Origin of the sequence: Brevibacillus sp. AG (genome assembly GCF_028369215.1) — a bacterium.
Classification (GTDB): Bacteria; Bacillota; Bacilli; order Brevibacillales; family Brevibacillaceae; genus Brevibacillus; species Brevibacillus porteri.
This window is the reverse complement of sequence record NZ_JAQMYO010000015.1, coordinates 36,044-62,429: the sequence shown is the minus strand read 5'-3', so window position 1 is coordinate 62,429 and position 26,386 is coordinate 36,044. Positions and strand designations below refer to the sequence as shown.

The 26,386-nt window shown below is 47.1% G+C and carries 32 protein-coding genes and 1 other RNA gene; 4 read left to right on the top strand and 29 right to left on the bottom strand.

The features are described 5' to 3' along the window. Nucleotides 1-15: 15 nt before the first annotated feature. The 8 genes from POF51_RS28250 to POF51_RS28215 form a co-directional block, all read right to left on the bottom strand. Nucleotides 16-831, bottom strand: coding sequence for a PSP1 domain-containing protein (locus tag POF51_RS28250; protein ID WP_017246925.1), 816 nt, complete (start codon nucleotides 829-831; stop codon nucleotides 16-18). A gap of 3 nt (nucleotides 832-834) precedes the next feature. After that, a complete protein-coding gene (gene holB / locus POF51_RS28245) occupies nucleotides 835-1,815 on the bottom strand; it encodes a DNA polymerase III subunit delta' (protein ID WP_069852552.1) in 981 nt (326 codons plus the stop codon). A gap of 16 nt (nucleotides 1,816-1,831) precedes the next feature. Further along, nucleotides 1,832-2,278: a YaaR family protein gene (locus tag POF51_RS28240; RefSeq protein ID WP_007719898.1), complete on the bottom strand. Its 447-nt coding sequence runs from the start codon at nucleotides 2,276-2,278 to the stop codon at nucleotides 1,832-1,834. A 90-nt stretch (nucleotides 2,279-2,368) separates the two neighbouring features. Further along, on the bottom strand, nucleotides 2,369-2,698 hold the full coding sequence (locus tag POF51_RS28235) for a cyclic-di-AMP receptor (protein WP_069852550.1): 330 nt from the start codon (nucleotides 2,696-2,698) through the stop codon (nucleotides 2,369-2,371). 171 nt (nucleotides 2,699-2,869) lie between these two features. Beyond that, nucleotides 2,870-3,511: a dTMP kinase gene (gene tmk / locus POF51_RS28230; protein ID WP_017246923.1), complete on the bottom strand. Its 642-nt coding sequence runs from the start codon at nucleotides 3,509-3,511 to the stop codon at nucleotides 2,870-2,872. Nucleotides 3,512-3,550: 39 nt separating this feature from the next. Further along, a complete protein-coding gene (locus POF51_RS28225; protein ID WP_271756538.1) occupies nucleotides 3,551-5,023 on the bottom strand; it encodes an aminotransferase class I/II-fold pyridoxal phosphate-dependent enzyme in 1,473 nt (490 codons plus the stop codon). Between the two features lie 104 nt (nucleotides 5,024-5,127). Continuing rightward, nucleotides 5,128-5,310, bottom strand: a complete 183-nt coding sequence (locus POF51_RS28220; RefSeq protein ID WP_007719893.1) for a sigma factor G inhibitor Gin — start codon at nucleotides 5,308-5,310, stop codon at nucleotides 5,128-5,130. A gap of 60 nt (nucleotides 5,311-5,370) precedes the next feature. Then, nucleotides 5,371-6,360 carry a hypothetical protein gene (locus POF51_RS28215; protein ID WP_069852546.1) on the bottom strand — a complete coding sequence of 330 codons (990 nt, stop codon included), beginning with the start codon at nucleotides 6,358-6,360 and terminating at the stop codon, nucleotides 5,371-5,373. 209 nt (nucleotides 6,361-6,569) lie between these two features. On the opposite strand from POF51_RS28215, the gene POF51_RS28210 reads away from it, so the two are divergent. Then, nucleotides 6,570-7,097, top strand: a complete 528-nt coding sequence (locus POF51_RS28210; RefSeq protein ID WP_271756537.1) for a hypothetical protein — start codon at nucleotides 6,570-6,572, stop codon at nucleotides 7,095-7,097. 16 nt (nucleotides 7,098-7,113) lie between these two features. Here POF51_RS28210 and POF51_RS28205 read toward each other — a convergent pair whose 3' ends face one another. The 10 genes from POF51_RS28205 to POF51_RS28160 all read right to left on the bottom strand — a co-directional run bounded on the left by POF51_RS28205 (nucleotide 7,114) and on the right by POF51_RS28160 (nucleotide 15,986). Further along, nucleotides 7,114-7,380 (bottom strand): pro-sigmaK processing inhibitor BofA family protein, encoded by a 267-nt coding sequence (locus POF51_RS28205; protein WP_271756536.1) that lies wholly within the window; start codon nucleotides 7,378-7,380, stop codon nucleotides 7,114-7,116. Between the two features lie 12 nt (nucleotides 7,381-7,392). Further along, nucleotides 7,393-7,623, bottom strand: coding sequence for a DUF2508 family protein (locus POF51_RS28200; RefSeq protein WP_012683849.1), 231 nt, complete (start codon nucleotides 7,621-7,623; stop codon nucleotides 7,393-7,395). A 15-nt stretch (nucleotides 7,624-7,638) separates the two neighbouring features. After that, nucleotides 7,639-8,616, bottom strand: a complete 978-nt coding sequence (locus POF51_RS28195) for a CPBP family intramembrane glutamic endopeptidase (RefSeq protein WP_069852540.1) — start codon at nucleotides 8,614-8,616, stop codon at nucleotides 7,639-7,641. Between the two features lie 59 nt (nucleotides 8,617-8,675). Next, entirely contained in the window at nucleotides 8,676-9,149 is a 474-nt protein-coding gene (locus POF51_RS28190) for an SRPBCC family protein (protein WP_069852538.1), read from the bottom strand. Between the two features lie 263 nt (nucleotides 9,150-9,412). Next, the gene (gene recR, locus POF51_RS28185; protein ID WP_017246916.1) at nucleotides 9,413-10,009 is read right to left on the bottom strand and encodes a recombination mediator RecR; all 597 of its coding nucleotides are present in this window, start codon (nucleotides 10,007-10,009) and stop codon (nucleotides 9,413-9,415) included. Between the two features lie 28 nt (nucleotides 10,010-10,037). Next, nucleotides 10,038-10,349 carry a YbaB/EbfC family nucleoid-associated protein gene (locus tag POF51_RS28180; RefSeq protein ID WP_026042919.1) on the bottom strand — a complete coding sequence of 104 codons (312 nt, stop codon included), beginning with the start codon at nucleotides 10,347-10,349 and terminating at the stop codon, nucleotides 10,038-10,040. Nucleotides 10,350-10,394: 45 nt separating this feature from the next. Further along, nucleotides 10,395-12,098: a DNA polymerase III subunit gamma/tau gene (gene dnaX, locus POF51_RS28175; protein ID WP_069852537.1), complete on the bottom strand. Its 1,704-nt coding sequence runs from the start codon at nucleotides 12,096-12,098 to the stop codon at nucleotides 10,395-10,397. Between the two features lie 140 nt (nucleotides 12,099-12,238). Continuing rightward, the gene (locus POF51_RS28170; protein WP_069852535.1) at nucleotides 12,239-13,672 is read right to left on the bottom strand and encodes a PAS domain-containing sensor histidine kinase; all 1,434 of its coding nucleotides are present in this window, start codon (nucleotides 13,670-13,672) and stop codon (nucleotides 12,239-12,241) included. A gap of 230 nt (nucleotides 13,673-13,902) precedes the next feature. Further along, nucleotides 13,903-14,167, bottom strand: an RNA gene (ffs, locus tag POF51_RS28165) — signal recognition particle sRNA large type. A 55-nt stretch (nucleotides 14,168-14,222) separates the two neighbouring features. Next, the gene (locus tag POF51_RS28160) at nucleotides 14,223-15,986 is read right to left on the bottom strand and encodes an HD domain-containing phosphohydrolase (RefSeq protein ID WP_069852533.1); all 1,764 of its coding nucleotides are present in this window, start codon (nucleotides 15,984-15,986) and stop codon (nucleotides 14,223-14,225) included. Between the two features lie 212 nt (nucleotides 15,987-16,198). Between POF51_RS28160 and POF51_RS28155 the strand changes: the two genes are divergently transcribed. Next, entirely contained in the window at nucleotides 16,199-17,089 is an 891-nt protein-coding gene (locus POF51_RS28155) for an EamA family transporter (protein ID WP_069852531.1), read from the top strand. Nucleotides 17,090-17,205: 116 nt separating this feature from the next. Here the strand turns inward: POF51_RS28155 and POF51_RS28150 are convergent, their stop codons facing one another. Together POF51_RS28150 and POF51_RS28145 are read right to left on the bottom strand one after the other, a co-directional pair. Next, entirely contained in the window at nucleotides 17,206-17,865 is a 660-nt protein-coding gene (locus POF51_RS28150) for a DedA family protein (protein WP_069852529.1), read from the bottom strand. Nucleotides 17,866-17,877: 12 nt separating this feature from the next. Next, on the bottom strand, nucleotides 17,878-18,477 hold the full coding sequence (locus tag POF51_RS28145; RefSeq protein WP_017246909.1) for a class I SAM-dependent methyltransferase: 600 nt from the start codon (nucleotides 18,475-18,477) through the stop codon (nucleotides 17,878-17,880). Nucleotides 18,478-18,716: 239 nt separating this feature from the next. Here POF51_RS28145 and POF51_RS28140 point away from each other — a divergent pair, with 239 nt between their 5' ends. Continuing rightward, a complete protein-coding gene (locus POF51_RS28140; protein WP_069852527.1) occupies nucleotides 18,717-19,025 on the top strand; it encodes a DUF4870 domain-containing protein in 309 nt (102 codons plus the stop codon). A 78-nt stretch (nucleotides 19,026-19,103) separates the two neighbouring features. Here POF51_RS28140 and POF51_RS28135 read toward each other — a convergent pair whose 3' ends face one another. The 8 genes from POF51_RS28135 to POF51_RS28100 all read right to left on the bottom strand — a co-directional run bounded on the left by POF51_RS28135 (nucleotide 19,104) and on the right by POF51_RS28100 (nucleotide 24,471). Further along, a complete protein-coding gene (locus POF51_RS28135; RefSeq protein ID WP_069852525.1) occupies nucleotides 19,104-19,736 on the bottom strand; it encodes an NAD(P)-dependent oxidoreductase in 633 nt (210 codons plus the stop codon). 188 nt (nucleotides 19,737-19,924) lie between these two features. Then, nucleotides 19,925-20,314, bottom strand: coding sequence for a rhodanese-like domain-containing protein (locus POF51_RS28130; protein WP_069852523.1), 390 nt, complete (start codon nucleotides 20,312-20,314; stop codon nucleotides 19,925-19,927). Between the two features lie 24 nt (nucleotides 20,315-20,338). After that, a complete protein-coding gene (locus tag POF51_RS28125; protein ID WP_012683835.1) occupies nucleotides 20,339-20,605 on the bottom strand; it encodes a metal-sensitive transcriptional regulator in 267 nt (88 codons plus the stop codon). A 113-nt stretch (nucleotides 20,606-20,718) separates the two neighbouring features. Then, the gene (locus POF51_RS28120) at nucleotides 20,719-21,204 is read right to left on the bottom strand and encodes a DsrE/DsrF/DrsH-like family protein (protein ID WP_017246905.1); all 486 of its coding nucleotides are present in this window, start codon (nucleotides 21,202-21,204) and stop codon (nucleotides 20,719-20,721) included. Between the two features lie 84 nt (nucleotides 21,205-21,288). Further along, the gene (locus tag POF51_RS28115) at nucleotides 21,289-22,077 is read right to left on the bottom strand and encodes a sulfite exporter TauE/SafE family protein (protein ID WP_069852521.1); all 789 of its coding nucleotides are present in this window, start codon (nucleotides 22,075-22,077) and stop codon (nucleotides 21,289-21,291) included. Between the two features lie 327 nt (nucleotides 22,078-22,404). Then, entirely contained in the window at nucleotides 22,405-22,629 is a 225-nt protein-coding gene (locus POF51_RS28110) for a sulfurtransferase TusA family protein (protein WP_007719853.1), read from the bottom strand. A gap of 95 nt (nucleotides 22,630-22,724) precedes the next feature. Next, nucleotides 22,725-23,876, bottom strand: a complete 1,152-nt coding sequence (locus POF51_RS28105; protein ID WP_271756535.1) for an MBL fold metallo-hydrolase — start codon at nucleotides 23,874-23,876, stop codon at nucleotides 22,725-22,727. A gap of 13 nt (nucleotides 23,877-23,889) precedes the next feature. Then, on the bottom strand, nucleotides 23,890-24,471 hold the full coding sequence (locus POF51_RS28100) for a sulfurtransferase TusA family protein (RefSeq protein ID WP_106836603.1): 582 nt from the start codon (nucleotides 24,469-24,471) through the stop codon (nucleotides 23,890-23,892). Nucleotides 24,472-24,646: 175 nt separating this feature from the next. Between POF51_RS28100 and POF51_RS28095 the strand changes: the two genes are divergently transcribed. Beyond that, on the top strand, nucleotides 24,647-25,075 hold the full coding sequence (locus POF51_RS28095; RefSeq protein ID WP_069852513.1) for a DUF4275 family protein: 429 nt from the start codon (nucleotides 24,647-24,649) through the stop codon (nucleotides 25,073-25,075). A 477-nt stretch (nucleotides 25,076-25,552) separates the two neighbouring features. Here the strand turns inward: POF51_RS28095 and POF51_RS28090 are convergent, their stop codons facing one another. Beyond that, nucleotides 25,553-26,134 (bottom strand): DUF3238 domain-containing protein, encoded by a 582-nt coding sequence (locus POF51_RS28090; protein WP_069852511.1) that lies wholly within the window; start codon nucleotides 26,132-26,134, stop codon nucleotides 25,553-25,555. Nucleotides 26,135-26,386: the final 252 nt, after the last annotated feature.

Here is a 26,386-nt window from a genome sequence, read left to right as displayed (position 1 = left end):
CCCTACCCCCACGCTTTATTCAAAGGTGGGGAGACCTATCGCAATCTCATCCAATCCAAATTCGGTGACACGCTTGTCGATTGAAAGCTCTACTTGGACAGATTGATCAAGTACGTTTACGGAAACGACTCGTCCATTTCCCATCGGGGTGGTGACCATTTTGCCAATGTCCGGCATCTCATCCTTCGAGCTTTCATAGTTGTCGTTCTCGTATTTTAAACAGCACATCAACCGGCCGCATAGACCAGAGATTTTGGCTGGATTCAACGAAAGATTTTGGTCCTTGGCCATTTTGATCGAGACAGGCTCAAAATCGCCGAGGAACGTCGAACAGCAAAGCAACCTGCCACAAGGCCCGATCCCGCCAAGCATTTTGGCTTCGTCACGCACACCGATCTGGCGAAGCTCAATTCGGGTACGGAATACGGAGGCGAGGTCTTTTACCAGCTCACGGAAATCAACCCTGCCGTCAGCGGTGAAATAAAAGATAATCTTGTTGCGGTCAAACGTGTATTCCACATCGACCAGCTTCATATCGAGCTTGTGCTCTTTGATCTTCGTCTGACATACAGCAAAAGCATTCTTGGCGGCTTGCTTGTTTTCATCCACCTGTTTTGCATCTCGCTCGTCTGCCATCCGAATGACCTTTTTCAGCGGCAATACGACATCAGACTCAGCTACTTCTTTTTTGCCAATGACGACCTTACCAAACTCGACCCCTCGCGCCGTTTCAACGATGACGGTGCAGTCTTGCTCAATCGGCAGTCGGTCAGGGTCGAAGTAATATATTTTGCCCGCTTTTTTAAAGCGGACCCCAACAACCTCGTACAAGGGTTATCCCTCCTGGAATTGAAGAACCAACCGCTCAAGAGCCAACTGTGCGTTGGCATTTCGCTCTATCCGATTTTTCGTCTCCATGACCAAATCTATCCCACGCAAGAGCTCAGCTTTTGTCCATACCAGTGCTTGTCCTTGCAGCACATCCTGTTGGTCGCTGTTAATGAGATGGGCATGCCTGCCTACTTGCAAATACAGGATATCGCGCAGCCAAAGGATGAGCAAATCTAAAAAGAGGGGTAGTTCCTCTTTACTTTTGTCGCTCTTTTGCAACATATCATGGATCGTTAAGAGTGCAGATGAATTGCGCTGTTTGCACTCCTGCACCAATTGTATCACTAGATTTCTTAGCTGTGCAAACGATTCTGATTGGCTGAGTGTCATGGCTTCTTCCACATTTGTCGTAATGTGGGAAGCAACCTGCGCCATTCCCGCTAAAACGCCCTCTGCACGCAACTTTTCCGCAATCAATTCTGCAGAAAGTGGTGAAAATTGAACGATTTGGCATCGAGATAAAATCGTAGGAAGAATCGCATGGCTGTGCTCTGTCAAAAGCAGTGCCAGTACACCGGCGGGCGGTTCCTCCAGAAACTTGAGCAGACTGTTGGCAGCCTGTGTCGTCATTTTATCGACGTGCTCGATGATATATACCTTGCGTGACGACTCGACAGCGCGCATCGCCATTTCTTTTTGCAATGAACGGATCTGGTCGATTTTAATCGAAGCCCCATCAGGCGTAATAAACAACACATCCGGGTGATTGCCACCCTCTATGCGCCTGCATGTAACACAGGCCCCGCAGGCGTCTGCCTCCCTTTCCGAACAAAAAAGGGACTTCGCCAGATGCAGGGCCATCTGCTTTTTACCTGAACCTTTGGGACCCGCCAGCAAGTAGGCGTGTGCCAGTCGTTCGTTGCGCAAACTATGATACAGCAGTTCCTGTGCTCGTGGCTGCTGAGAAAAACGGGTCCATGTCATGATGGTTTCACACCCACTAAAAATACAAATTGATCAACATGCCGCGGATTTCGCCAATCCTGGCTAACAAATCAATCGTTGGTGCCTGCTCGCTCAAGAGCTCATCTGTCAGTTTGAGCAGCTCTGCATCCACCTCTTTGACGATTTTGTACAGCCTGCTGCGGCCACGCCGATTCATTCCTCGTCTATCGTCCAAGGCAATGCCAAACTTCACAGCCTCTTCCATGAACTGCTTGACGAGATTTTTATAAGCATAGAAGTCACGAACGGCGCGGGAACGAGCAAGAATCTGTCCCTGCCTGTCTATGTCTGTCAGTAGCCGGGTAAGCTTCTCCTGAGACATACGTTCGTCTTCTCCTTGAATCATCGTGCCAAAATTCAGCTTTTCCAGTTGAGGATTCTTACGTGAATCCGTCGTTTTAATCAAGTCCAGTTTAGGCCGTAACCCATCACTGATTTTCATATCGCCACCTCCGTCACCCGATCCAATACAGGGTTTATCCCCGTGAGATCAAGTATATACGAAAGTTGCAAAAAAAGAGAGAAGGAACCACTAAAATGAGTGGAACTCTCCGACTTCCAATACGAATACTGCCGCACCACCCACCTGTACTTCCAGCGGATATGGCATGAACGAGTCTACAGCATTACTGAGTGGAGAGACGGGAGTGACCATTTGTTTGCGGGATTTGCAATTATGCGCAATGATGTCGATTACTTCCGGGACACTTTCGTCAGACGTTCCGATCAAAAAAGTTGTGTTACCGGCGCGTAAAAAGCTACCCGTACTAGCCAGCTTCGTAGCACGAAAACCTTTTTTCACCAATTGTTGAGACAGACGACCACTGTCTTTATCTTGGACGACCGCAACTACCATTTTCATCGGCTATCACCCTTTCTCCCATGATCAATTCCCAATTTGACTTCTTCATTGTATGAAAAACACGTAGGCTTGGTACGTTATTTCGCTTAAACATATTATACAGCATGTACATCATCCTGCGGTACAGGGAACCTTACAGCTTGATCAAAAGACGACTTTTTGAACAACCATTTATAACCTGTCTAGCAGTGCCTGTAGGGCAGATTGATATACATGTTCCATCGGCTGCTCGGCATCAATCACGACAAAACGTTCTGGGTCGCGTTCCATAACCAGCTGATACCCTTCGCGAACTAGCTCATGGAAACGCATCCCTTCCAGATCGAGACGATTCACTTCGCGTCCACGGGAGGCATTAATCCGCGCCAATCCGATTTCGGGCTGTACATCAAAGAACAAGGTCAATTCCGGCATGCAATCACCAACAGCAAAACGATTAATCTGGTAGACAGCATCAATTCCCAATCCCCGCGCATGTCCTTGATAGGCAAGACTACTGTCGATAAAACGGTCGCACAATACCAGCTTGCCCTCTGCCAAAGCAGGTAACACCTTTTCCGCTAAATGCTGACCACGTGCTGCCGCATACAAGAGAGCCTCGGTTCTTTCATCCATCTGTGTGTGGGCCGGATTCAAAATAATTTCCCGGATTTTTTCGGCGATATCAATTCCACCGGGCTCACGAGTCAAAAGTACATCGACTCCACGCGCCTTCAGCTCTTCGTACAGCTTGGCGATGACGGTGGATTTTCCGGCCCCTTCTCCGCCTTCTATCGTAATAAATCGGCCTTTCTTTCCTGTTGCCACTTCCATACTCCTTCCACCCCTGTTGTAGCAGGCCAGTTGCTTAGATTATCGTAAAACCTGTATCGTTTGTAGCTGGTCGTCCTGTACGCCATGGAATCGCGTTTGTCCTCTCGCCAATTCCTTCAGCATCGTCAGACTTTCTTCATCGATCCGCTCGCCTGGCACCAACACTGGAATCCCTGGCGGATATGGAATCACCATCTCTGCCACAATGCGTCCTAGAGCCTGCTCCAAAAGAATCGACTCCATTGGGCAGTCAACGGCTTCATGCATCGGCAATGCCTGCTCGCGCAAATAATGGGAAGACACAACTCCCGTCAAAAGAACGCGTTCCTCCCCTGGTTCTACTTGTGGCGCCATCGATTCAAAAAGTCTCCACAAAGCGTCCAAGTCACGGGAGGATGTTCCTGTCGAGGCTGCAAGGAGTACATGAGAGTCATCCGCCAGCTCCGAGAAAATCCCGTGCTTTTCCATCCACTTCTGCAACTCAAATCCACTGAATTGGGCCGTTCGCAAATGAAAAAACAGCTTCAAAGGGTCAAGCGTAGCGTATACGCTGTTCGTGGACAACCGCGGCCAATCCAGCCAGTCCAGTCGATCGAGTCGCTCTCGAAACTTGTCCAAAAGTGGCAACACCCTGTTCCACTCTTCGGTCGCCGCAAGCGCCATATGACGTCTGGCTAAATCGAGTGAAGCCATCAGCACATACGACGGGCTGGAAGACTGAAGCATAGCAAGATGACGGAACAACCGTTCACGATCAATCCGCTCCCCCTGAATATGCAACATCGAGGACATCGTCATCGCCGTTCCCATTTTGTGCGTCGATTGGACCGAAGCATCCGCACCTTCCTGCATAGCAGAACGCGGAAAGGCAGGATGAAACCCGTAGTGGGCACCGTGAGCTTCGTCTATCAAAAGCGGTACATCAAACCGATGAACCGTAGCCGCCATTTTCGCCAAATCGATACCCATCCCATAGTAGGTAGGATTCGTCAAAAACACTGCCTTGGCATCGGGGTGTGCAAGCATCGCACGCTCTACATCTTCGCGCCTTACACCCGCAGCGACTCCTGTTGCCAGATCGACAGCAGGTACTAAAAAGATCGGGGTTGCTCTTGCCATCATAATGCCGTTGAATACAGACTTATGGCAATTGCGTTGTACGAGAATCTTGTCGCCCGGTCTGCATACCGTCATGATGAGAGCGATATTTCCTACTGTACTTCCCCCGATCAAAAACTTGGTCTGTTCCGCATGGAAGGCTTGCGCCGCCAAATCCTGCGCTTCTGCAATGACACCTTGTGGCTGATGCAGGTCATCTGTCCCGCTAATTTCCGTTACATCCAGCTCCAATATGTCTTGAAAGCGATTTTTGGCATGGTTGTCAAAGCTGTGGCCCATTTTATGTCCTGGCACATGAAACGGATGCGGCCGATGCTTGGCGTGCCGTTCAAGCTGTTCATAAAGGGGCGCACGCTTTTGTCGCTCCCGAAATTCAACATCTCTCTCCAACACGCGCGACTCACGTCCTTTATTTTTATTCCCCTATTTTAGCATGATTTGGACACGCATGAGGCCAGCAAAAAAAAGACACCGGAATGCACCGATGCCTTCTTTCTTCACGCATCTTTTCGCAACCAAATGCGTCTCATCTGATGAATAAAAAATGGATACTTTTCATCCTGTACATCGGTATTGACCATTTCCTGTTCGCACCGTTGACAGATAAACTGCTCACAAATGGCGATTCCGTCATTCTGCTCCTGTTCACAGACGATACATCGCTGAGCAACTTTTTCCATAGTGAAAACGCCTGCCCTTTTCCTCAATATATCAACCATTATACCCTATTATAATCAGCATCATTCCCAAACGTTCGTGTTTTCGCCGATAGCTCGGTAGGCTTGGAAGTAGGACTGGGCTTCCTGCACAGGGAAGCAAGCTGCCGCATCAATGACGTAGGACTGCCTCATCGCGTTAACCAGCTCGGGTAACGGCAGCTCTGCAATGGTCGTTCCCGCGGCATTTCCGATCACGAGCAAATCCGCATCCTTTACAGCATCCTGCCACGAATCGTATAGCGTCCAACCCATCATCCTTTTGTTCGGAATTGGCTTGTCCTCTCCGGTGTACACCGCAACGTCTTTTTCAGCCAACCAGTCAGAAGACATATGCTCCCATAGCCAGTCCTCTCCCCAAAGTACGATCCGCTGTATATTCACTTTTTGTAGAACGAGCCTGCATTCTTTTTCAAGCCATCGAATGATGAAGGAAGAGTCTTGACGGGAAGGGTAGAGCCAGCCCTGACCGATTCGTTTGTCCATACCGAGCGCGCGACTAACTTGTAGCAGAGAAATTCCTTTCTCATCGCAGCTGGCACCAAGTTCGATGTAGAACTGCTCCTTCCACGCCAAATAGCGCGGTAATTGCCGAAGCACTTCATCCACCTCACGCATCCCACATACCATCGATACCAGTGAGTAACGAGCGAGGAGTTTACAGAGAAACCGCATCCATCTCCCATTGGGTTCCCCTCCAAGCAAAGCACGCTCGTGGGTAAATAACGCCATGCGAATGACCTCGTGTTCCCCGGTTTGCTCGTATTGGGCATGTAAAGTATTCGCCCAGTCGTTTGGCACGTCGCTTCCGTAGACAAGTGTGAGCCATGGCCCCGTTCCCAGCTGTTGCATCCTTTCCTGCAAAAGCTTGCCATCAGTCTCTTTTGTCAGTAAAAACCCATCAGCGACTTCATCTGAGGAATCTGTTTGGTAAACAGACAGCTCAATCCCACACGCTCCGAGCTCATTGCCGAATCTGTTTACAACCTCCTCTGAAATGACCCATAGCCTCACGCTTTCCTTCCCTCCTCATCACGCCCTACCGAATCATTTTCCATATCGTTCCTTTTATCCTACCCATAACAAAAAGCCGTCAGTCCAGTCATGCTAGACAAACGGCTTGTTTCATTCCTTGTATGAGCTTTCTCAAGATTTGCGACTGTGCGATAATGGAAACGCAGACTTTCATTCATCCAGACCGCTGTAAAAGGAAGTGACTTCTCATGAAGGAAACCGCCGCCCATACGATCTATAGCTACAAGCTGCTCCATCGTTTTCGCTGGCGATTCGTCGGCTACCTTTTTCAACTGTTGTTACTAGGCTTGTCCCTTATTTCGCACTCTTTCATGCTACAAGTACCCGCTTATACGCTGATTGTGACGTTAGCGATTCTACCTGTAATACCGATCTGTCATTTGGTTTTATTTCGACTGTATGCCCTTCTACGCGGCCATAAGCCAAAGACAACTGCCGATATGCTCGTCTCTCCGTGGTGGGGTGCAGGCTATCCACTTCCCATCCCGCTATCTGTCTATCGGGGCAGTGAGCTCACGGTAATCGTAGGAAGTATGGCGATAGCAGCCGGGGCTTATGTGTGGCTTTCGAAAGGATACGCGCTCGCCTTGATCACCGGAACGTTGATCGTTGCGCTGCCACGCCTCCTCGCCCTCCTTGCTTCCTTTCGTCAGCCAAGTCGTAGCCGGGTGAAATACGAGGATCGCGGCGTTGCTTTTTTGCTTACCGATGGATAACCGAATCGATACACCTTTACATAACCCATAGCTTGATGACAATCAACGCCGCCAATCCAGGCAAGCGGAGAAGTCCGACGAGCAGAGCCGTCACCGGGTTGATCGGGATGTGGAAGTTAGCCAACTCTCCAACCAGATTGGTGAAAAACAGCAATAGTGCGCCAATTACAACTTGCATGATCCCCAATCCAATCCACCTGATTGGGCCCGTGACAGATTTGCTGGCGGAAATCACCAGCAAAATCCCAACTACAATCAGTGCTATAACCCACCCTGTAGTCATCGGCTTTTCCTCCTATGCCTGTTGGCGATTCCTCTCGCGCTTTGCTTGCGCGAGCAAATACATATACCGCTTTTCGGTCACATGCAAATAATAAATGACATCATCCAAACCGCCATCCGGTTCACTGATCTCCACAAGATGGCGAGCATGCTGCCAGTCCATTCGCGCCTGATTGACTGCCACATCCAAGCTCGCTTCATTCCATTCCACCACGAACCGCGCTTTTTTTCTCCACCTACTCACCTGCAAGCTTCCCCCTCAGTGAAAGTAGTAAAGTACTCCTGTCATGTTGTTCACTGCATGCAACAAAACAGCTCCCCAAATTGATTGGTACCGATGTCGAACGAATCCGAGTAGAAGTCCAATGACAAAAAGCGGAGCGAACAGAGCGATATCCATATGCAGGAGCCCAAACCAGAAACTGCTCAGGAAGATACCCATAATGGGCCCGATTCTCCGAACCAGATAAGTCTGAATCACGCCGCGAAACAAAATCTCCTCCGCAATCGGAACCAATATGCCAATGACCAGAAGTGAGGTGAGCGCCGCCAAAATATCCGTTTCTTTCGCCTGCACAATCTCTTTTTCGATCAGCTGCTCTCGCTCTGATGACAGAGACAGTCCAAACCAGTCCGCAATCGGGTTAGTCACCACCGCATCCAGCACCAGTGCAATCAAAAGAAACAGAGCAGCGAGCATCAACAGCATCCGGCCTAGTCGTACAGGTCGGCGAACGCCGATTTCCCCCAGTCTTCCACGAAACCACAGCGGAATCAAAATCAACAGGAATAGTTGAAAAATAGCTGATTCCAATATCCCTCCGATCGTACCGGTGGAAAAGAAGGTACCTTCCAGTAAAAACCCATACAACAGCAGTACGCCTGTTTGAAACACATGCAGCCAAGCAACAATATGCAGTACATCATTCCCTGTGAGTTCGTCATATTGCCATAGCCATGACGTCTTCTGCCGTCTTTCTCGGAGCAAGCTCACAATAAAACCAACGGTCGCAATGAAGCTAAATACCGTCACTGCAAATGCAAGTAATCCTAGCCATACCTCCGGTTGCCCGATGGTGGTAGCGACCCACTTTCCGTCTTCCCCCTTGTGAAAACGAATCATGGATAGCTCCGCAGCAAACATGAGCCAATACCCAATAAACAGCATGATCGCCCATGGAGTGGACTTTTGTCGCCGTATCCCACTCGCAAGCGACAGTCCTGGTCCTGTCAGCATCTCCTCACGCTCCTATTTCACTGTATGTCTCGTCCATTCAAAAAAGTCCGGCATTTCTATCAGGATTGCAAAGCTTTTATCTGTGCTTCTGCTACTTGCTTGAGATATTCATTACGCGTCCGCAAAAACCGCGTCATATACGCCTCCAAGAACAACCAATCCGCGAGCTTCCCCAAAATACCCAGCGGAGATGTGTAGTCAAAAATATCGATCATCCTCGTCTGATTCTCCGTTATCGGAATGAACTCATGCGTGTGATGAAACCGTTTGAATGCGCCAGAAACCAACTCATCCACGAAATAGCGCGGTTCCTCCATCTCTGTGATTTTCACCGTCAAATTCTGCTTGATACCGAAGTGAATGGCTTCCCAGGTAACCGTCTCCCCCAGGTTTATCAGTCCGCTCGTTACTCCCCCAATCGCTTTCTCCTTTGTGCTTGCGGTCGATTCCATATGCAAATCAATGCTTCTGGCAGCATCGAAGCAGTCCTGTCGCGGAGCATCTATCAAAAACTCCATACGAATAACCGGCATACTGCACCCTCCTCTCGAAACGAAAAAAAGACAGGCAGCCCCCGTCTTCTTTTTTTAATCTATATCGTTCGTATTGAATTCTCTAGGGTGATATTTAAAAAGTCGTCCTTTCAGCACCGAGAAAGTGGCGAGAACCTGAAGAAGGAGGAGCGGAGTGTAGGGGACCTACATGAGCACCGGACTTCGAAGGTGAACGCCAATTTCGATGTCGAATGATCAGCCTTAAACTACATCGTGATCAAAGGACGACTTTTTCAATTTCCTTACAGGTCGCGTCTGCCTTCCAATGCTTTGGTCAGCGTGACTTCATCGGCGTACTCCAAATCTCCACCGACTGGCAAGCCGTGCGCGATACGCGTCACGCGAATGCCAAAAGGTTTAATCAGCCGGGAAATGTACATCGCTGTCGCTTCCCCTTCGATATTCGGATTGGTCGCCAAAATGACTTCCTTCACCTGCTCGTCACCGAGGCGCTTCAACAAGTCGGGAATGCGAATATCCTCCGGACCGATCCCATCCATAGGAGAAATCGCCCCGTGCAAAACGTGATAATACCCTTCAAACTCTCTCGTCTTCTCCATCGCTACCACGTCTCGCGGCTCTTGCACCACACAGATGACTGAGCCGTCACGACGTTTGTCCCGACAAATATGGCATGGATCGAGATCGGTAATATTGTTGCAGACCGAGCAGTAATGAAGCTGACGCTTGGCATTGACCAATGCTTTTGCCAGATCAAGCACGTCGTCCTCTTTCATATTGAGCACAAAAAAGGCAAGCCGCCCAGCGGTTTTTGGACCAATGCCGGGCAACTTCATAAAACCATCAATGAGCTTTGAGACCGGTTCTGGATAAAACATCGCCTACTCCTCTTTTCCTGCCCAATTTTTAGAACAGGCCTGGGATGTTCATGCCTCCGGTAAATTTGCCCATTTCCTTACCTACCATTTCATCTGCTTTGCGCAGTGCATCGTTCACAGCAGTTAGCACCAGGTCTTGCAGCATTTCTACATCTTCAGGGTCTACTACTTCTGGCTTGATCACGATGTCTTTGATTTGCTTATGTCCATCGATTTTCACAGTGATAGCACCGCCACCAGCAGAGCCTTCCACGATTCTCTCTTTCAAGCCTTCTTGCGCTTTTTGCATATCTTCCTGCATTTTTTTCACTTGCTTCATCATTTGTTGCATTTGCTGCATGTTTTTCATTGAGGTATCCTCCCTAAATGGTTATGAGTGTATGATTTAGTCTTTGACTTCAACAAGACCTTCTCCGACGAGCTTGATGGCTTCCGCCAAAAACGGGTCCTCTTCTGGCTCATCAGAAGCGTCTTTTTGACCAACCTGCTGGTCTACACTTTGCCACTCTTCCTCCATGACAGACAAGAGCTGCAGGGGCTTGCCCAGCACCGTAGACATAACGCGCTCGATCACGCTCCGAAGCTCTGCCTCCATCGTCTTATCGCAATGGATGGCACTGTTGAAGGTTACGACAACAGCTTCATTGCCGGCAGCTACCGGTTGACCATTGACTAGCCAAGCCTGGTACTGGATCTTGATCTTTTTCAGTTCGGTCAAAATTTGACTCCACTGCCCGCGCACCTGTCTCGCCAAATTCTCATCCATGGCCTTCGCGACTTCCCTGACTCTATTCATCGGGGTTCGTGAACCACCAGAAGCGGCGGCTATACGCCTTGGCTCGTTCTTGCGCGTTTCTTCGGCCTTTTGTTGGCCGGGAATGCTCACCTGACCTTGCATCACTTGAACCAAACGCTCTTCCAAAACGCGGATGCGATTGGACATCGCGGTCAGTTCCTCGCTGTTAACGGGTGAGGCTCCCATAGATTCCGTCGCATTCGCATTCGCATTAGGCTGGCACATTTTGGCGAGGGTCAGTTCAACCAACACCCTTGCATAGGTCGACCATTTTAATTGCGACAAAGCCTGATTGCAGGTCTCAATCGCTGCGTAAAGCACCGGAAACGAGTACAGCTTTGCAACCTCTGCAAACTGATCATCAATCATGGTCCGCTCGACAATCTCTTCCAACTGCGGCGCTGTCTTCAATAACAGCATATCGCGGTAATAGTAGAGGAAATCGTGCAGGAATTGCTCCGGGTCCTTCCCTTGCACCATGACTTTATCAAATTGCTCCATGACCTGTGCAACATCGTTTTCGGCAATATGTCGCGCAAGCACAGAAAAGTAAGATTGGGCAACTGTGCCCGTAATCTGCATAATATCACTAGCACGAACCTCGTCCTTGCTATAGCTAATCGCTTGGTCCAACAAGCTAAGAGCATCACGGGCTCCACCTTCAGCCATCTTCGCTACGAGCTGCAGGGCCTGCTCCTCCACCTGCACCCCTTGTGATTGGCAAATCTTTTGCAAAAGATCGACCATCACTCTCAGTGGAATTCGGTGAAAATCAAAGCGCTGGCAACGAGAGATAATCGTCGCTGGCAGCTTGTGCGGCTCTGTTGTCGCCAAAATAAAAATGACGTGGGACGGCGGCTCTTCGAGGGTTTTTAACAAAGCGTTAAATGCCTCTGTCGTCAGCATATGCACCTCATCGATGATGTACACTTTATACCTGACGTCGCTCGGGGCAAATTTCACTTTGTCGCGAATGTCGCGGATCTCTTCAACACCACGGTTGGATGCCGCGTCGATTTCCAGCACATCCGTTACAGAACCGTTGGAGATGGCTCTACATGTATCGCATTGATTGCATGGTTCGCCATCTATGGGCTGCTCGCAGTTCACTGCTTTCGCCATAATTTTGGCTGCACTTGTTTTTCCCGTACCTCGGGGACCGTTGAATAAATAGGCATGGGACAGCCTATTTTCGCGTAAAGCATTACGCAAGGTTGTCGTAACATGCTCTTGTCCGACTACGTCTTGAAAAGTCTGCGGTCGGTATACGCGGTATAGCGCGGTATAAGCCATGTTCGTGTGACACTCCCCATCTGCACAGTCCTCTTCTATATCCTATTCAGTATACACGATTGCCACCGTTCGTACAAAGTGAACGGACATGTCTCACAGAAAAACGCCCCGTTCACAATTGTGCGGGACGCATTCTACTCCTAATACGGCAGCATGATATGGAAGGTCGTCCCAAACCCTTTGGAGGAGACACGGATTTGACCGCCAATATCGTGAATGATTTTTTGGCAGACAGACAATCCGAGCCCTGTCCCTTCCTCTTTTGTCGTAAAAAACGGATCAAAAATCTTATCAATAATGTAAAGCGGGATACCCGGACCTGTATCGTGAATATCGATACTCACTTTGTCGCCATCCTGATCGAAATGATGGGAAATCCGAAGCGACCCTTGCTCTCCCATTGCTTCTATTCCATTTTTGCAGATATTAATGAACACTTGCTTCAATAGCTCGGTATCCCCTACGACCATCGGAAGCTTACCCCGAGAGGCAAACTGGACATCAATTCCGTACAGATTTGCCTGTGACTCGACGATCGGCAAAATTTCCTCAAAAACAGTATTTAAGTCGACCATAGAATATTGAATATTACGCGGCTTGCTCAATAGTAGGAATTCACTGACTAAAGAATTGATGCGATTGATTTCGGTGAGCATGATTTCGGTGTACGTTTTCTCCCTGTCCATGCCGCTGTCACCGAATAACCTGAGGAACATTTGCAGAAATCCTTTGATTGAGGTAAGCGGATTGCGAATCTCGTGTGCTGTACCAGCAGCAATTTGCCCGATCATCGCCAAGCGTTCATTCCGCTCGAGCTTTTGGGCGAAGGATCGCAGGTTTGTTATGTCTTTGAATAGAATAAACGCCCCTACTGTTTTCCCTGACTCGTCTTGGAGCGTATTTGCGTCGACAATCAGCTCATAGCGTTGGTTGTCATTGGTCCAGGAAGTCGCGACATTTTGCAGCTTTACGCCTTCCAACAGTTCTTTTTTAATGAACCGATGCGGTTCGGGGATGCCGCTAAATACTTGATCAACGTGTTTATTGATGACGTCCAGTCTCTCCATACCCAGTAGCTTGCACGCCGTCTGACTGGCTTCGATAATGATCGATTTCTCGTCGAGGATAAACAAGCCCATGCTTGTATCATAGGTCAGTTTGGTCAGCAATCGTTGCGACAAAAGCTGGTCGCTTTCTTTTGCGAGTTGGGGAAAATGGATCATGTACAGAAGTTCTTCTGCTTGCTGTGCCATGATCATGACAGATGTGCTCCTGTATCCCCCCTGTTTATTACACCATTCCAGTTCGACCTCGCCTTTGGTTCCCACTTCTTCTTCCTTTCGCAAATATTCCTCATATAGGTGCTCCATGGAGCCTCGATGGGGAAGAAGAGAGCTGATAGGCTGATTGATAAGTTGATCGCGTGAATATCCGGTTACACGAAGCAGTTGTTCGTTGACCTCCACGATACTACCCGCTTGATTCACCAATAAAACGGCAGTAGGCAGTTGATGCATGAACCGCTGCAATCGACCGGACGAGCCAACGAGATGTAACGAAGAAAGAGCACTCATAGCTTGTCCCTCCTGGCCTATGACGTATTTTGAAAGGAAAGAAACCAAATCCTTTCCGCCTATTATGAAAATTCGTGAAAATACTTATAAAACCTTCATTCTATCCACTTGAAAAGCACGGAAATGTTTCGCTAGTTATCGTCAATTTCCAACAAAAAATAATTGGATCGCAAAATAAAAATAGCATGCTTCCCTTCGGAAACATGCTATCTGTACATGCGTGATAAGTACCGTGCACCTATCTTCGATAATCCTTATCCGAGCGTTACTTATGGTAGCAGCTCAGAGCAGGCTACCCTGCGGCACACGCGATGATCCACTTATGGCTGCTTCCTTCCGGACCTGACCAGGTTCATGGGTTCGCGTTGCACAGGACCCGCTCCTCAACACCGCCGCCATAAGGCAGCCTCACATAAGAAAACCTAGGATAGGAATTCAACCCTGCTATTGCGGATTGCAGGTTACAGGGCACCGCAACCTCCCCGTCTAGCACGGTAGAACTAGAATACCAAAGTTAGTAACCGATAGCAAGGAGTAAACCTATCCAGTGCTAGGAAATCTCTCTATCCTTACTAACTCTTCCCTTACAATCCGCCGATTGTGTAATCTGAATAGCTCCATCTTCAAAAGCCTTCTTAAAAATCGAAACAATGGAGGGGTCGAACTGAGTTCCTTCACATCGCAGAATTTCTTCGTATGCCTCTTCTGCTGACATAGCTTTGCGATAGGAACGCGTAGAGGTCATGGCATCAAATGTATCTGCTACGGCCAGAATACGGCCAATCAGTGGAATTTCTCCCCCTTTGAGCTGATCAGGGTAACCTTTTCCATCCCAGCGCTCATGATGATGCCTTACCCCTGGACTGATATGTGACAGATTTTCTATCTGCTCCACAATTTCTCCACTGATGATGGAATGAGTTTTCATGCATTCATACTCGTCAGGTGATAGCTTTCCTGTTTTTAAAAGGACGTGATCAGGAATGGCTACTTTTCCGATATCATGCATTAAGCCAGCATAACGTAAATCATCTCGTGAAAAAGCAAGCTGCTCCTGTTGCTGTAAATAATCGTAAATGATAAGGGCATAGTGCGTAACTCGTTCTGTATGTCCTGCTGTATAAGGGTCCTTCATTTCTACGGCTAAATAAAAGCTGCGAACGATTTGATCCAAGCTCTGTTGGGAATACTCCCGCTCTCGAGTAATTAACGCATGCATCTGTTCTGCCATCGTGTTGAACTTATTCTCCAGTAACGTTATTTCTTTCATCCCCTGTATCGGGACGCGTATGGAAAAATCACCTTTCAACAAGGAGTCCGTGGCGGATACCAAGCTATAGATCGGCTCACCAATCCATTTTGATAAACGATGAGCCACATAACAGGCAAATAAAACAACAATAAAAAGGGTGAAACAAAAGATGAGGTTCAATCGTTGTAATCGTTCGTTTATCCCCTCTCTCGGCAACCATTCAAAATAAGCACCACCGCTTTTTTCTGATACTTGACGGTATATGTAAATGTCCTTGCCTTGGATGAGCAACGAAAAGAGTCCATTTTCATTGGATTGTTCCCACTGACTGCGTGCCATTTCATAATGAGGAAGCGCCGAAACATGATTTCCAATCATAGCTTTATCGGTGTGAATCATAATGGTTCGGGAGGGGGAAAGGACCATCATGCCATACTCTTTTGGAACCACATAGGTACGGATCCAGTCAGTCAGTTTATCCAGATTGATTTCCACCAATAAAAGTCCCGTAGCTTTTGGATTCGAACTCTCCAGGCGCTTCTCGAGAAAAAATGATTTTGGCCGCCCCTCTTGCTCCCTTTTGGTAAGAAAATTCACTCTGTTTTCTCCGGTTCCCCATTGCTCGCGTTCCAGAGATTGATTATCTGTACTCCAGCTCTTATCTTCGTGTAAGGAGAAAACTCTTCCATCCTCACCGAGAAAAACAATATTTCCTACCACATTTTGGTTACGGGAGAAACGCTCAAATAGATTTTGGACGGCTTGTTCCTTCGATGTCCATTCACGCCTGAAGCCAATCTTTTTCCCTTCGACAAAAGATGGTTCCCCTGTTATTCGCCTGGTCAGTCTATTCGCCAATTCATCGGTATCCTTTTGGATAGACTGAAAAAGGGACAAAAGCCGTTCATCGACGAGCCCTATATTCGCATCCATGTTCGTCTCGTATAGTACAAATACTGCCTCTTCGGCTTCTTCATAAAAAAGGAAGCAAATAAGAATAGTAGGGCCAAGAATCAACAATAAAAATGTGGAAAATAATCGATCCCTCCACTTCAGGTACACGAGCCTCCCCCTTTTTTCTGAGCTGTTCCAAACCTATAGCTACTCCATTTGTAGTGGGTACGCTTACATAGTGTCATTTCACTATTTCCCGCTGGGATCAAACATAAACCTTTGTTCGAACTAAAAATGGAATCTTCTTCATCCATAGACAAACGGACGCTGTCGTAATATCCTAGCTAAGAATTATTATCGTATGTGAGGAGATGCATCAGATGAGATACATCCTCCTGGTTTTTCTCGGAGCATGTAGTTACGGCATACTATCAACCATCGTAAAGCTTTCCTACAAGCAAGGCTATTCGCCCGCAGAAGTAATTGGTGGGCAAATGTTTTTGGGTTTTGTGCTGACCTGGATACCCGCTCTTTTCTTCCTGCGGACCAAGCCTCCCCTCCGCCAGTTGCTTTTATTGGTCGCCGTAGGTCTGTCTGTCGGCTCCACGGGAATTATGTACTACAATGCCCTGCAATATATCCCTGCCTCGATCGCCATCGTCCTTTTGTTTCAGTTCACATGGATGGGCGTACTGGTTGAAGCTGTGATGACTCGCCGAATGCCGGGGAAGGAGACGATTTTTTCCCTCCTATTGCTGCTGACAGGAACCCTTCTTTCAGGAGGAATTTTTGAGAGCGGCGGTTTGGCCCAATTTCATATCCTTGGTGTCGTCTTCGGTCTTTTCTCAGCCGTTTCTTTTACATTGTTTATTTTGTTCAGTGGAAAAATCGCCATTGCCATTAATCCGTGGATTCGTAGTTCCAGCATGGCGACTGGCTCTTTTCTGTTGGCCAGCCTGATTTACCCACCCGCTTTTCTATTCAACGGAGCATTGTTGGACGGGTTGTTTCCATACGTATTTTTACTCGCCTTCTTCGGTATTTTTATCCCGACCGTTTTTTTCAATTATGGTATGCCCCACATAGGGCCGGGGATGGGAGCTATATTAGGAGCAGCTGAGCTACCTATGGCTGTGCTCTCCTCCTATGTCATTCTGAATGAATCTGTCTCTATACTCCAAGTGAGCGGTGTCGTGATCATTTTACTCGGAATCATCTTGCCGGAATGGCTGCGCCAGCGAAACATTCGAAGAAACAAGGCTACCTCATAATCGTTGTCCAAAGCCCCTCCATTGTGCCACTGCCGCACATACGGACGGGTTTTTTTATAATAAAAAGCAAAAAAACCTCTGCTCCACGCAGAGGATTGGTTATGATTACATTCAGATTACTCTTGCCGATCACGATCGATCATCAGAGGCTGTGGTGCAGCTGCCATGCTTTTTTGTTTTCTCCAAACGGTAAACCCATAATAAGCAGCAGCAATGAGAATCAGTACACCTAAGACAGAGAAAATCACGGTTCGATTATTCAACAAGGCCACATAAGAAGTAAGCATCTCCACCTTATTTCCCATGAAATGACCAAGCAAAAACAAAATCAACGTCCATACAAAGCCGGTTGTGTACGAAAACAGGGCGTACCGTGGAAACGTCATTTTCCCGATCCCGACCAAGTAAGGAACCACATGCCTGACGACAGGAAAGAAATAGCTGATACATAGAGCGTAGCTTCCGTAACGATCGAGCAGCGACTGCGCTTGATCTACGTACTTGTTCATTCCTTTTTTGCGACTAATCCAGTTCAGTGCAGGTGCACCTAGCCATCTCCCGAGCACATATCCCAATGACAGCCCAGACACGACACCCAAATAGGTCGCAATAAATGCAGGAACAACATGCAGAAGTCCCATCGAGGTCAGCACTCCTGCAGACAGCACGATCACCTCGTCAGGAATCGGCATACCAACAATCCCTAGCCATAACATAAAGAAAAGAGCAAAATAGCCAAACTGACCCACAGACTCGGACAGCATATCGACAATCATGTAGAAATCCTCCTAGCCGACACCCTTGCTATCATCCTTCCGGCAAATGTAGACAAAGGCAGGTGGCAGATTCAATGGAACCATCTTCACCGATACTTGCTCAAATACAGAGGAAAGCTGCTTTTTCATTTGCAGCGAATATTGAAAGGCGACAAATACTCCGCCTGGTTTTAGTGCATGATATACCTGATCCATAATTTGATCACGCAGCTCTTGTGGGAAGTTGGCAAATGGCAGTCCTGACAAAATACAGTCGGCTTTGCCCAATCCCGCGTCCGAAAGAACCCGATTCAAATCTACCGCATCTTCATGGAATCGTACATCGGGAAATAGTGGTTCCAACCTTTTGCGCATCTTGGTCTCCTTTTCAAAAGATACCAGTACGGCTTCCGGTTTTTTCTTTTGCTCGATCCACTTCGTAAAAATCCCCGTTCCCGCTCCTAATTCCACAATTGTATGTGCGTGCTCCCAGTCGATGGGCGCAACCATTTGTTTACAAAGCGCACGGGAGCTAGGAGTAATACTGCCTACTTGGCCAGGTGACCGCAAAAAATTATAGAAGAACATCATCCGATCCTTCATGCTGGACGGATGATGACAATCGATCATCATGTCTATATGCTCCCTTCTCAGTTCTTGCTTATCCATTTATCATATCCAAAAAACATTACGAATTATCTACCAAAAACGAAAGATTTTCTTACTACTATAACAGTAAACGAATGGAAATAAAAATTCCTCCGTCTATAGTCGGATCAAATAATCACGCTTATGATGGTTTTTTTGAGTGATATCCATACGTTACAATGACAGTAGATCAAGTTTTACATCTAATCAAGGAGGACTTATTTATGGATTATAAAGGTGTAAAAGTCATAACGCACGCTAGCACATTTTTTGCACCGATCCTTGTGCCCATTCTTGTCTGGCTGCTCGTACAAAATCGTGACGCCAAAAATATGGCGCTGCAAGCTTTGTTTTTCCACATCATTATGACGGTGCTCATCGCTATTTCTTGGTTCTTCACCTTCTTGTTGATTGGGATTCCGTTCCTGATTGTGTTTGGACTGATGGCGATCTACTACCCGATCAAAGGTATCATTTATTCCTTAAATGGACGCCCGTTTTCCTACCCATTCGTCGGTGGGATTGGCAGATAATCTCGATACACAACAAAGACCAGCTATCCTTTTGTAGGAAGCTGGTCTTTTTGTTAAGGAGCCTAATTCCAATCGAGATTAGGAGCCTACTGTGAAGCGCTCATTGCGATGCTTCGGATTTTCGATTTCATCGAGCATGGCTACAGCATAATCGGCATAGCTCACATAGCTCTGTCCGCTAGCGTTCACTAACAGATGGTCTTTTCCGAGTCGGTACGCGCCTGTTCTCTCCCCTGCTGGGTCAAAAAAGGCAGATGGACTGATATACGTCCATTGAATGCCGTTTGACTCTTCCAATACACGCAAGTACTCTCCATGCTTTTGCGCAGTTGCCAAGTAAGCCTTAGGGAAATCAGGAGTTTCTACGAGGCGCAGTGTCTTGGCCTCGTCTACAAACAGACTGCCTGCACCACCTACAACGAGCAAACGTGTAGAAGAAGCACCCTTCAACGCTTCAATCAAAGCCTTCCCTGATTCTACGTGCAGATGTTCTTGACCTGCTGGTGCCCCAAAGGCATTCACGACTACGTCAAAGCTGTTCAAATCTGCCGCTGTCAGGTCAAACACATCTTTCTGAATCACAGCTACGTCGGCTTGCTCGATTTTCGATGCATCACGCACAATCGCTGTCACTTGATGGCCACGATCCAGCGCTTCTTTCATAATTACCTTACCTGCTTTACCGCTTGCTGCTACAATTGCAATCTTCATGATGATATTCCTCCATTTTGTATGTTGTAGATGTAACCGAATTAGTTACAACTCTTTCAAAAAGAATAGGCACTTACCGCATCGCCTTGTTGTAATCATTGTAGTTACAACGAAATGAAATGTCAACCCTGTTTTTTATCTCATGAAAAAAGCACCCGGGTATTCAAACATACACCAGGTGCTAGCTGTTATTTCTTTTTCGTTGGACCATTCCAAGTAATGAACCCGCCTTGTAGATGGGCCATCTGAGGAATGCCGTGTTTCTTTAAAATTTTTGCTGCCTGCTTACTACGCATCCCGCTCCGACAGTATAGCAATATATCGTTTTTGCTGGAAATTTCTTTTGCACGATTGTCGAGCTGAGACAAAGGGATGTTCACCGCTGATGGAATGTGACCCGCTTTATATTCGTGCGGCTCGCGTACGTCGATGAGCAGTACCCTGCTTTTTTGGTTGACCCGTTCCTTGAACTGGTCTGTTTTGAGATTTTCTAATCCCTTCACAGGAAGGAAGCGAGAGACCAAATACCAAATGATGATCGCGTAGGCTAACAGCAAAAGAATCGTAGTGAAACTCATAGGAAGCTCCTCTCCAAAATCGGTTTAACGGCTCTTGACCAAAAGCTCTACGGCTTCTTTCACCAGCTTGCTCGTGTCTCCTCCAGCAGCCTGCTCTTCTAACAAACAGCGTTGCAGGTTTTCCGCTACAATCTGGGCAATAGCCTTATCTGAAGCGTTGCGAACAGCGGAGAGCTGCGCTACTACGTCTTTGCAGTTTTTCTGCTCGTCCATCATTTTCAGCACACCGCGGACTTGTCCTTCGATTCGTTTTAAACGTCTTTTGATATCGTCACTGTAGTTGTAATCCATATGAATTCCTCCTGTTTCACGACAAGGCATACGTATCAATCTTGGAACTACCTTACATACAGGTATCTTATGCGAAATCCAGGTAATGTCAAGCAAGCTGCCTACGCTGCTGTTTAAATGAATAGGTTTACTTTTGCCTGTGTCGCATCCCCCAAATAAGCGGCCACACCTGCATACTCCATTCCGTCGAGCAATTCCTCCTGTTTGAGACCGAGCAAGTCCATCGTCATCGTACAAGCGACCAGCTTCACTCCCTGCTCCTGAGCCAGCTCGATGAGTTGTGGAAGCGTCAGGGCATTGTGCTTTTTCATGACATGCTTGATCATCTCTGGCCCCATGCCCATCATGTTCATTTTAGACAGTCCGAGCTTCTTGGCGCCTCTTGGCATCATCCAACCGAACGCTTTTTCAAGCCACCCCTTTTCTACTTTCACGATCTCGTCCTTGCGCATGGTATTCAGTCCCCAGAAGGTGAAGAAAATCGTGACATCATGATCATAGGCCGCAGCTCCGTTCGCAATAATAAAGGCTGCAATCGCTTTATCCAAGTCACCGCTGAACAACACAATCGTCGTTTTTTCTTTTTGTTGTTTTTCCATGTAAGAACACCTCTCCGATATACTTATACTTGTATAGGTATGAAAATAAGCGAAAGAAGCTTTTGCAACGAAAAGCATCTTTCCTTATAGAATGTCACTCCAAATCTTGATAGCCGTTCCACAAATCAGCACAATTAGGCCATAGCGCAAATATTTCACATCGCTCTTGGCGCTGATCATACTGCCCACCGGTGCACCCAAAACACTTCCGATGACCGTATACAAAACGGGCAAGAGCGGAATTTGCCCACCCGACAGCTTCCCGATCACACCACCTATTGCGGAGATGAATACAATAGCCAAAGATGAGGCAATCGTCACCCGCGTAGGTATTTTCAACACGGTCAGCATGATCGGAATGAGGATGAACGCCCCCCCTGCACCGACAATCCCGGATACAATTCCTACGGCAAACGCAGCACCAGCAGCAATGAAGCGGTTATATGCGACCTCCCCTGCTGCCGCTTCTGTCCCCCTATTTTTCACGAGCATCAAAATCACGGCGATGATCGCCAGTATCCCGTACACCACATTGATGTTTTCATTCGACAAGTATTGGGAGAGAGCCGCACCAATCAGGCTGCCCGCCAAGATGCTTACCCCCATATCCCTGACGAGTCCTTTATGAATCAGGGGCGAGTTTTTCCCGTTTCTTTTGCGGAAAGCCAGTACGCCAGATAGCGACGCGAAAAATACTTGAAACATCGATATCACCGAAACTTCCTGGGCAGAAAACTGCGCCACGCCTAGTGCCGGTGGTATAAACAGGAGCATCGGATAGCTGATGATCGCTCCGCCAATCCCGAGTAATCCGGAAAAAAAGGAGCCGACAAAACCGAGAGAGACCATGAGCAGAAGCAGTAAAACGTCCATATATCCTCCTCGCATTCCTACCTAACACATCGGAATGCTCAACCATCTTTTCAAATGAACCATCTTCAAGTAAAATTAATCCCAAGTAAATAACTGTGAATAAGGTGATTTAAATGGTCCGCTTTTTCAAATCCATTTTTCAGCATCGGTGCCCCACCTGCCAAGAACCTTTGCGCTCACACAAAAATGCCTTGTTCAGTGAAAAGCAATGCCCCAATGGCCACTACAAAGAAGAAATCTATACGCACCTTGGCGTACGTATCGTTTATGAAAATCAGGAGTAAGCGAGCACTACAAAAACGGTCAAAAGTGCTCGCTTCTGTCTCCTTACAGCTTTTTCACTAGAAATTTGTACACACCGTTCTCAACCTCATGGGAAACCAGCTCATTCCCTGTTTGTTTGACCCAAGCAGTGAAGTCGTTCAAAGAGCCTTTGTCCGTCGAGAGTACTTCCATGGTTTGACCGGATTGCATTCCGTCCATGGCTTTTTTTGCTTTGACGATTGGCATCGGGCAAGCCAGACCTTTTGTATCTACCACAATATCCGCCATTTTTCATTCCTCCTGTTATATAAATGCCTGTTCAAAAAGTCGACTTTTCAGGACTACTTCGTGATCAAAAGACGATTTTTTGAACAACCTTTTCGTTATTTATCGTGAATGGCGCAGCGATTTGGCCCTACTTCCATCTCTTGTTGTTCCTCTTCGCTCGGTTTTAATTTCCCCATATTCACTTGACGAATCTCTTGATACGCATTCGGCTGCGGCGGCAAATGATGCGTAACGATATGCCGGAATTCACTTTCATCTGCAATCGTTAGCCCTGGATTGTTGCGATACAGGTCACCCAAACGGGCAGATACGGTACCCATTGGACCAAGCTCCGTGTAGTTGCCAAAATGAGCAGGCAACACGACTAAATGCTCGGGAAGCTCTTTATATCGATTATACAAGGTGTTGTGCAGGTCTCCCACCCAATCTTCTGCTTTCCCAGCCAAATCCGGGCGTCCGATCGAAGCGACGAACAGACTGTCTCCCGTGAGAAAATACGTATCATCAACAATCAGTGACGTACTCCCGATGGTATGTCCGGGGGAATAGATCGGCAGGATCGCAATTTTGGTTGCACCCACCTGAATTTCTTGCCCTTCCTCTAGCTTACGATAGGAATACGTAACTTCTTCCGCATCTTTTTCTGGGAGCCAATACGATGCATCGAGCCGATCTGCCAGCTTCTTTCCACCGGAAATATGGTCGGCATGCAGATGAGTATCGATGATGTGCTTGATCGTCCACTGATGCTTTGCTGCAAATGCTTCGTACACATCCGTCATCCGCAGTGTATCGACGACAGCCGCCTCCCCTCCTGATACGATCATGTAAGACAAGCAGCCTTTTCCAATGCGGACAAACTGATAAATCGCTCCGCCATCACGGAGGTCTCCCACCTTCACTGGCTCCAGATGCTCACTCCACGCCTTCATTCCTCCTTGCAGGTAAGAAACATCCGTAAAGCCCGCTTCTGCTAGCATCTCTGCGACAAAAATGGAAGAGCCCTCTTTTGCACAGACGACCAACACCTTCTGTTTCACAGGGATTTTCTCAAGAACAGCCTCCACCCCATCCAGCAAATCAAAGTAAGGGATGTTCATGCTCACTACTCGATGCCCTTCGATTTGCCAAGCCTCGTAATCGCTCGTATTGCGAACGTCGAGAATAAACAATTCCTCCTGCGCAAAAAGAAGCTGCGTTAGCTCGTGTGCTGTCATCGCCTTCACACTTGTTTGTTGTTCCATCATCTTTCTCTCCCCCTTATTGTTTTTCTGCCGGGCCATTCCAGCCAGACATACCCGGTACTACATTGGTGATTTTGGTAAAACCTTTTTCGGCCAGCAACTGACAAGCCATGTCGCTGCGTTTGCCGGATCGGCAGATGATGTAGATGTCATCATCGAGCTGTAGCTCATCCAAGCGCTGCCCCAATACTCCCAGGGGTATTGAAATGGCTACAGGAATGCGGTGAAAAGCGTATTCTGCCGGCTCTCGCACATCAATGAGTGTCAGCTTCTCGTTGGCTTCCAGCCTTTTTTGCAGTTCTTCATTGGAAATGGTCTGTAGGAAGTTCGTCTCCTCCTTCACCTCATGGGTACTCGCTTTTCGCAGGAAATGCTTGAATACTTCCCCCTCCTGAATCGTGCCCAGAAATTCATGCCCGGTATTGTTTGCCCAGCTTTTCAAATCGGCCATTGAGCCTTTATCAGTCGCTTTTACCTCCATCACTTGACCCGGTAACATCTCTTCCATCGCTTTTTTTGTGCGTACGACAGGCATTGGACATGCCAAGCCTTTGCAATCTAACGTTTTATCAGCGGTGAAATTCGGTTGTGCAGACATTTTGTCTACCTCCTATGTTTTGAGTAGAAATGTGATTGATCAACTTTATACGTATACCCCTATGGGTATTATAATATGCGCCTCGTTTTTCTTTGTCAATAGGCGAGACGTGACCGACTCACTCATTCATACGTATTTTCTTAGAAATGATCTTGTGTCAACATGGAGGCGCCCAATGAAACTAGCTGATCGGATGAAGGAGAAGAACACGAAGACAACAGAGCTGTCTATTTGGGGACCGTACTTACGGGAAGAGTGGGAGAAGCATTTTGCGAGCCATCTGACCGAAGAAGATAAAGAGAGGATTTTTCTCAAAAATAAAGACGGCTACCAGGGGTATCTGTGGCATTTATTCAGCAATAAGCTGAGGGATTGTCTTGAACGCGAGGAAGCGGATGAAGCCTTTCAGCAAGTTGCCCATGAGTCGTACTATGTGTTTTACCAGCTTTCCAATGAAGTGTTGATCTTGGAAAATGCTGCGGTGTTTTCTGTCGCGGACTTGGAAACGGAATACGATGTGTATGTCGTGGATAAGGATTTTACGTGGACGTATGTGAAGACCCATGAAACCCAATGGTGTGGGCCTTATTTTTGTAGGAAGTAGGATGGGGAAAACAAAAAGAGGAAGCATCCGGATACCTTTAGAGGTATACCGCCATGCTTCCTTTTTTGATGGAGGAATTAATTATCGTTGCTGGAGATACTGCAAACTGTGTTGGGGCTCTTGTTTATAAATTAGGGCGTGATCGGGTTCTTTTTTGATGGAGTGACCAATCATTCTGAACGGCTCTAATAGGGTAAATTTCGATTTTTCAATGACTATCCAATCCCTTCCACCTACACCTAGAATAAAAAAGCATAAAAGGGCCTTTGTAGCTCGTTTGGTAAGGGGTCTAAACATAACCGGTAGCAAAGGAATTTGGCCTGATCAAGATGTTGATCGTGCTATTCGTGTTGGGTTTAGCCTTCACAATCGTCTATCTTCTTCGAGAATAACCGCCGTATACCGAAAGGTACGTACGGTGTTGTAGAAAGTCGGCTATCCATTAGTTGGATAGCCGACTTTCCGATTCTCTGAACTTTATTTTGAAAAATTCACTTCAACATCCATTGGATCAACCAAATGTCCAGGTGTCTTCTTATAGAATCTATAAAGTTCTACTGGAGTCCCTTTATCAATTCGTTTATAAATCTCATGATTAGGGAAACCATCGTGTCTTCCATTAAAACTTACACGTCCAGTTTTTCTATCAACAGAAATGTTGTACTCCCAGTCAATCGCAGGGGAAAGTTCCGGCAAAGCAGAATTTCCAGCCGAACCTTTGATATATAGGGACGCAGTCGTTGGGGTTAAAACTGTATTCTTATATGTGATATCCTTGTCACTTGTCAACGGATATTCTTTAATATATTCCTTTCCGGTTGCCCTATTTTCAATTTTCGTTCTAGTTGGTCCCACCGCTTTGTATACATCAATTGTGGAAGTATTCCAATTAATCACAATGTGTTGAGCCATTTTAAATAGCTTATTCTGATTTTCCGTCCAGTAGGTAAAATCACGGTTGTTTCCTTCACCATAATAATTGTTATAAGGATCAGAAGTAACTAATAACCATTCTTCAGGGATAAACGCTGCTACACGCAATTCTACAATATTTGCCATTTATATCCATCTCCTATAGGAATTATAAGATGAATGATAAGGGCGCATAACATAAAGGTCGCCCAACCTTCATGCTATGTTGATATCAATCACCTTCACCCATATAGGTAATCAGGATTGGTTTTCTACAACCGAACGTTAAACTTTTTGATAAATTGTCCTTCAATTAAAGGGATCTCAGTCATTTATGCCACGACATCGAAAATCTCAGAATAGGTCAAATCTACTGGGCCAAGTAATTAGCATTCAAGC

What these genes read in the sequence shown, in the direction of transcription:
- holB (WP_069852552.1), bottom strand. Translation starts at nt 1,815, where the DNA reads ATGACATGGACCCGTTTTTCTCAGCAGCCACGAGCACAGGAACTGCTG.
- POF51_RS28240 (WP_007719898.1), bottom strand. Translation starts at nt 2,278, where the DNA reads ATGAAAATCAGTGATGGGTTACGGCCTAAACTGGACTTGATTAAAACG.
- POF51_RS28235 (WP_069852550.1), bottom strand. Translation starts at nt 2,698, where the DNA reads ATGAAAATGGTAGTTGCGGTCGTCCAAGATAAAGACAGTGGTCGTCTG.
- tmk (WP_017246923.1), bottom strand. Translation starts at nt 3,511, where the DNA reads ATGGAAGTGGCAACAGGAAAGAAAGGCCGATTTATTACGATAGAAGGC.
- POF51_RS28220 (WP_007719893.1), bottom strand. Translation starts at nt 5,310, where the DNA reads ATGGAAAAAGTTGCTCAGCGATGTATCGTCTGTGAACAGGAGCAGAAT.
- POF51_RS28210 (WP_271756537.1), top strand. Translation starts at nt 6,570, where the DNA reads ATGAAGGAAACCGCCGCCCATACGATCTATAGCTACAAGCTGCTCCAT.
- POF51_RS28205 (WP_271756536.1), bottom strand. Translation starts at nt 7,380, where the DNA reads ATGACTACAGGGTGGGTTATAGCACTGATTGTAGTTGGGATTTTGCTG.
- POF51_RS28195 (WP_069852540.1), bottom strand. Translation starts at nt 8,616, where the DNA reads ATGCTGACAGGACCAGGACTGTCGCTTGCGAGTGGGATACGGCGACAA.
- POF51_RS28190 (WP_069852538.1), bottom strand. Translation starts at nt 9,149, where the DNA reads ATGCCGGTTATTCGTATGGAGTTTTTGATAGATGCTCCGCGACAGGAC.
- recR (WP_017246916.1), bottom strand. Translation starts at nt 10,009, where the DNA reads ATGTTTTATCCAGAACCGGTCTCAAAGCTCATTGATGGTTTTATGAAG.
- POF51_RS28180 (WP_026042919.1), bottom strand. Translation starts at nt 10,349, where the DNA reads ATGCAGCAAATGCAACAAATGATGAAGCAAGTGAAAAAAATGCAGGAA.
- dnaX (WP_069852537.1), bottom strand. Translation starts at nt 12,098, where the DNA reads ATGGCTTATACCGCGCTATACCGCGTATACCGACCGCAGACTTTTCAA.
- POF51_RS28170 (WP_069852535.1), bottom strand. Translation starts at nt 13,672, where the DNA reads ATGAGTGCTCTTTCTTCGTTACATCTCGTTGGCTCGTCCGGTCGATTG.
- POF51_RS28155 (WP_069852531.1), top strand. Translation starts at nt 16,199, where the DNA reads ATGAGATACATCCTCCTGGTTTTTCTCGGAGCATGTAGTTACGGCATA.
- POF51_RS28150 (WP_069852529.1), bottom strand. Translation starts at nt 17,865, where the DNA reads ATGATTGTCGATATGCTGTCCGAGTCTGTGGGTCAGTTTGGCTATTTT.
- POF51_RS28145 (WP_017246909.1), bottom strand. Translation starts at nt 18,477, where the DNA reads ATGATGATCGATTGTCATCATCCGTCCAGCATGAAGGATCGGATGATG.
- POF51_RS28140 (WP_069852527.1), top strand. Translation starts at nt 18,717, where the DNA reads ATGGATTATAAAGGTGTAAAAGTCATAACGCACGCTAGCACATTTTTT.
- POF51_RS28135 (WP_069852525.1), bottom strand. Translation starts at nt 19,736, where the DNA reads ATGAAGATTGCAATTGTAGCAGCAAGCGGTAAAGCAGGTAAGGTAATT.
- POF51_RS28130 (WP_069852523.1), bottom strand. Translation starts at nt 20,314, where the DNA reads ATGAGTTTCACTACGATTCTTTTGCTGTTAGCCTACGCGATCATCATT.
- POF51_RS28125 (WP_012683835.1), bottom strand. Translation starts at nt 20,605, where the DNA reads ATGGATTACAACTACAGTGACGATATCAAAAGACGTTTAAAACGAATC.
- POF51_RS28120 (WP_017246905.1), bottom strand. Translation starts at nt 21,204, where the DNA reads ATGGAAAAACAACAAAAAGAAAAAACGACGATTGTGTTGTTCAGCGGT.
- POF51_RS28115 (WP_069852521.1), bottom strand. Translation starts at nt 22,077, where the DNA reads ATGGACGTTTTACTGCTTCTGCTCATGGTCTCTCTCGGTTTTGTCGGC.
- POF51_RS28110 (WP_007719853.1), bottom strand. Translation starts at nt 22,629, where the DNA reads ATGGCGGATATTGTGGTAGATACAAAAGGTCTGGCTTGCCCGATGCCA.
- POF51_RS28105 (WP_271756535.1), bottom strand. Translation starts at nt 23,876, where the DNA reads ATGATGGAACAACAAACAAGTGTGAAGGCGATGACAGCACACGAGCTA.
- POF51_RS28100 (WP_106836603.1), bottom strand. Translation starts at nt 24,471, where the DNA reads ATGTCTGCACAACCGAATTTCACCGCTGATAAAACGTTAGATTGCAAA.
- POF51_RS28095 (WP_069852513.1), top strand. Translation starts at nt 24,647, where the DNA reads ATGAAACTAGCTGATCGGATGAAGGAGAAGAACACGAAGACAACAGAG.
- POF51_RS28090 (WP_069852511.1), bottom strand. Translation starts at nt 26,134, where the DNA reads ATGGCAAATATTGTAGAATTGCGTGTAGCAGCGTTTATCCCTGAAGAA.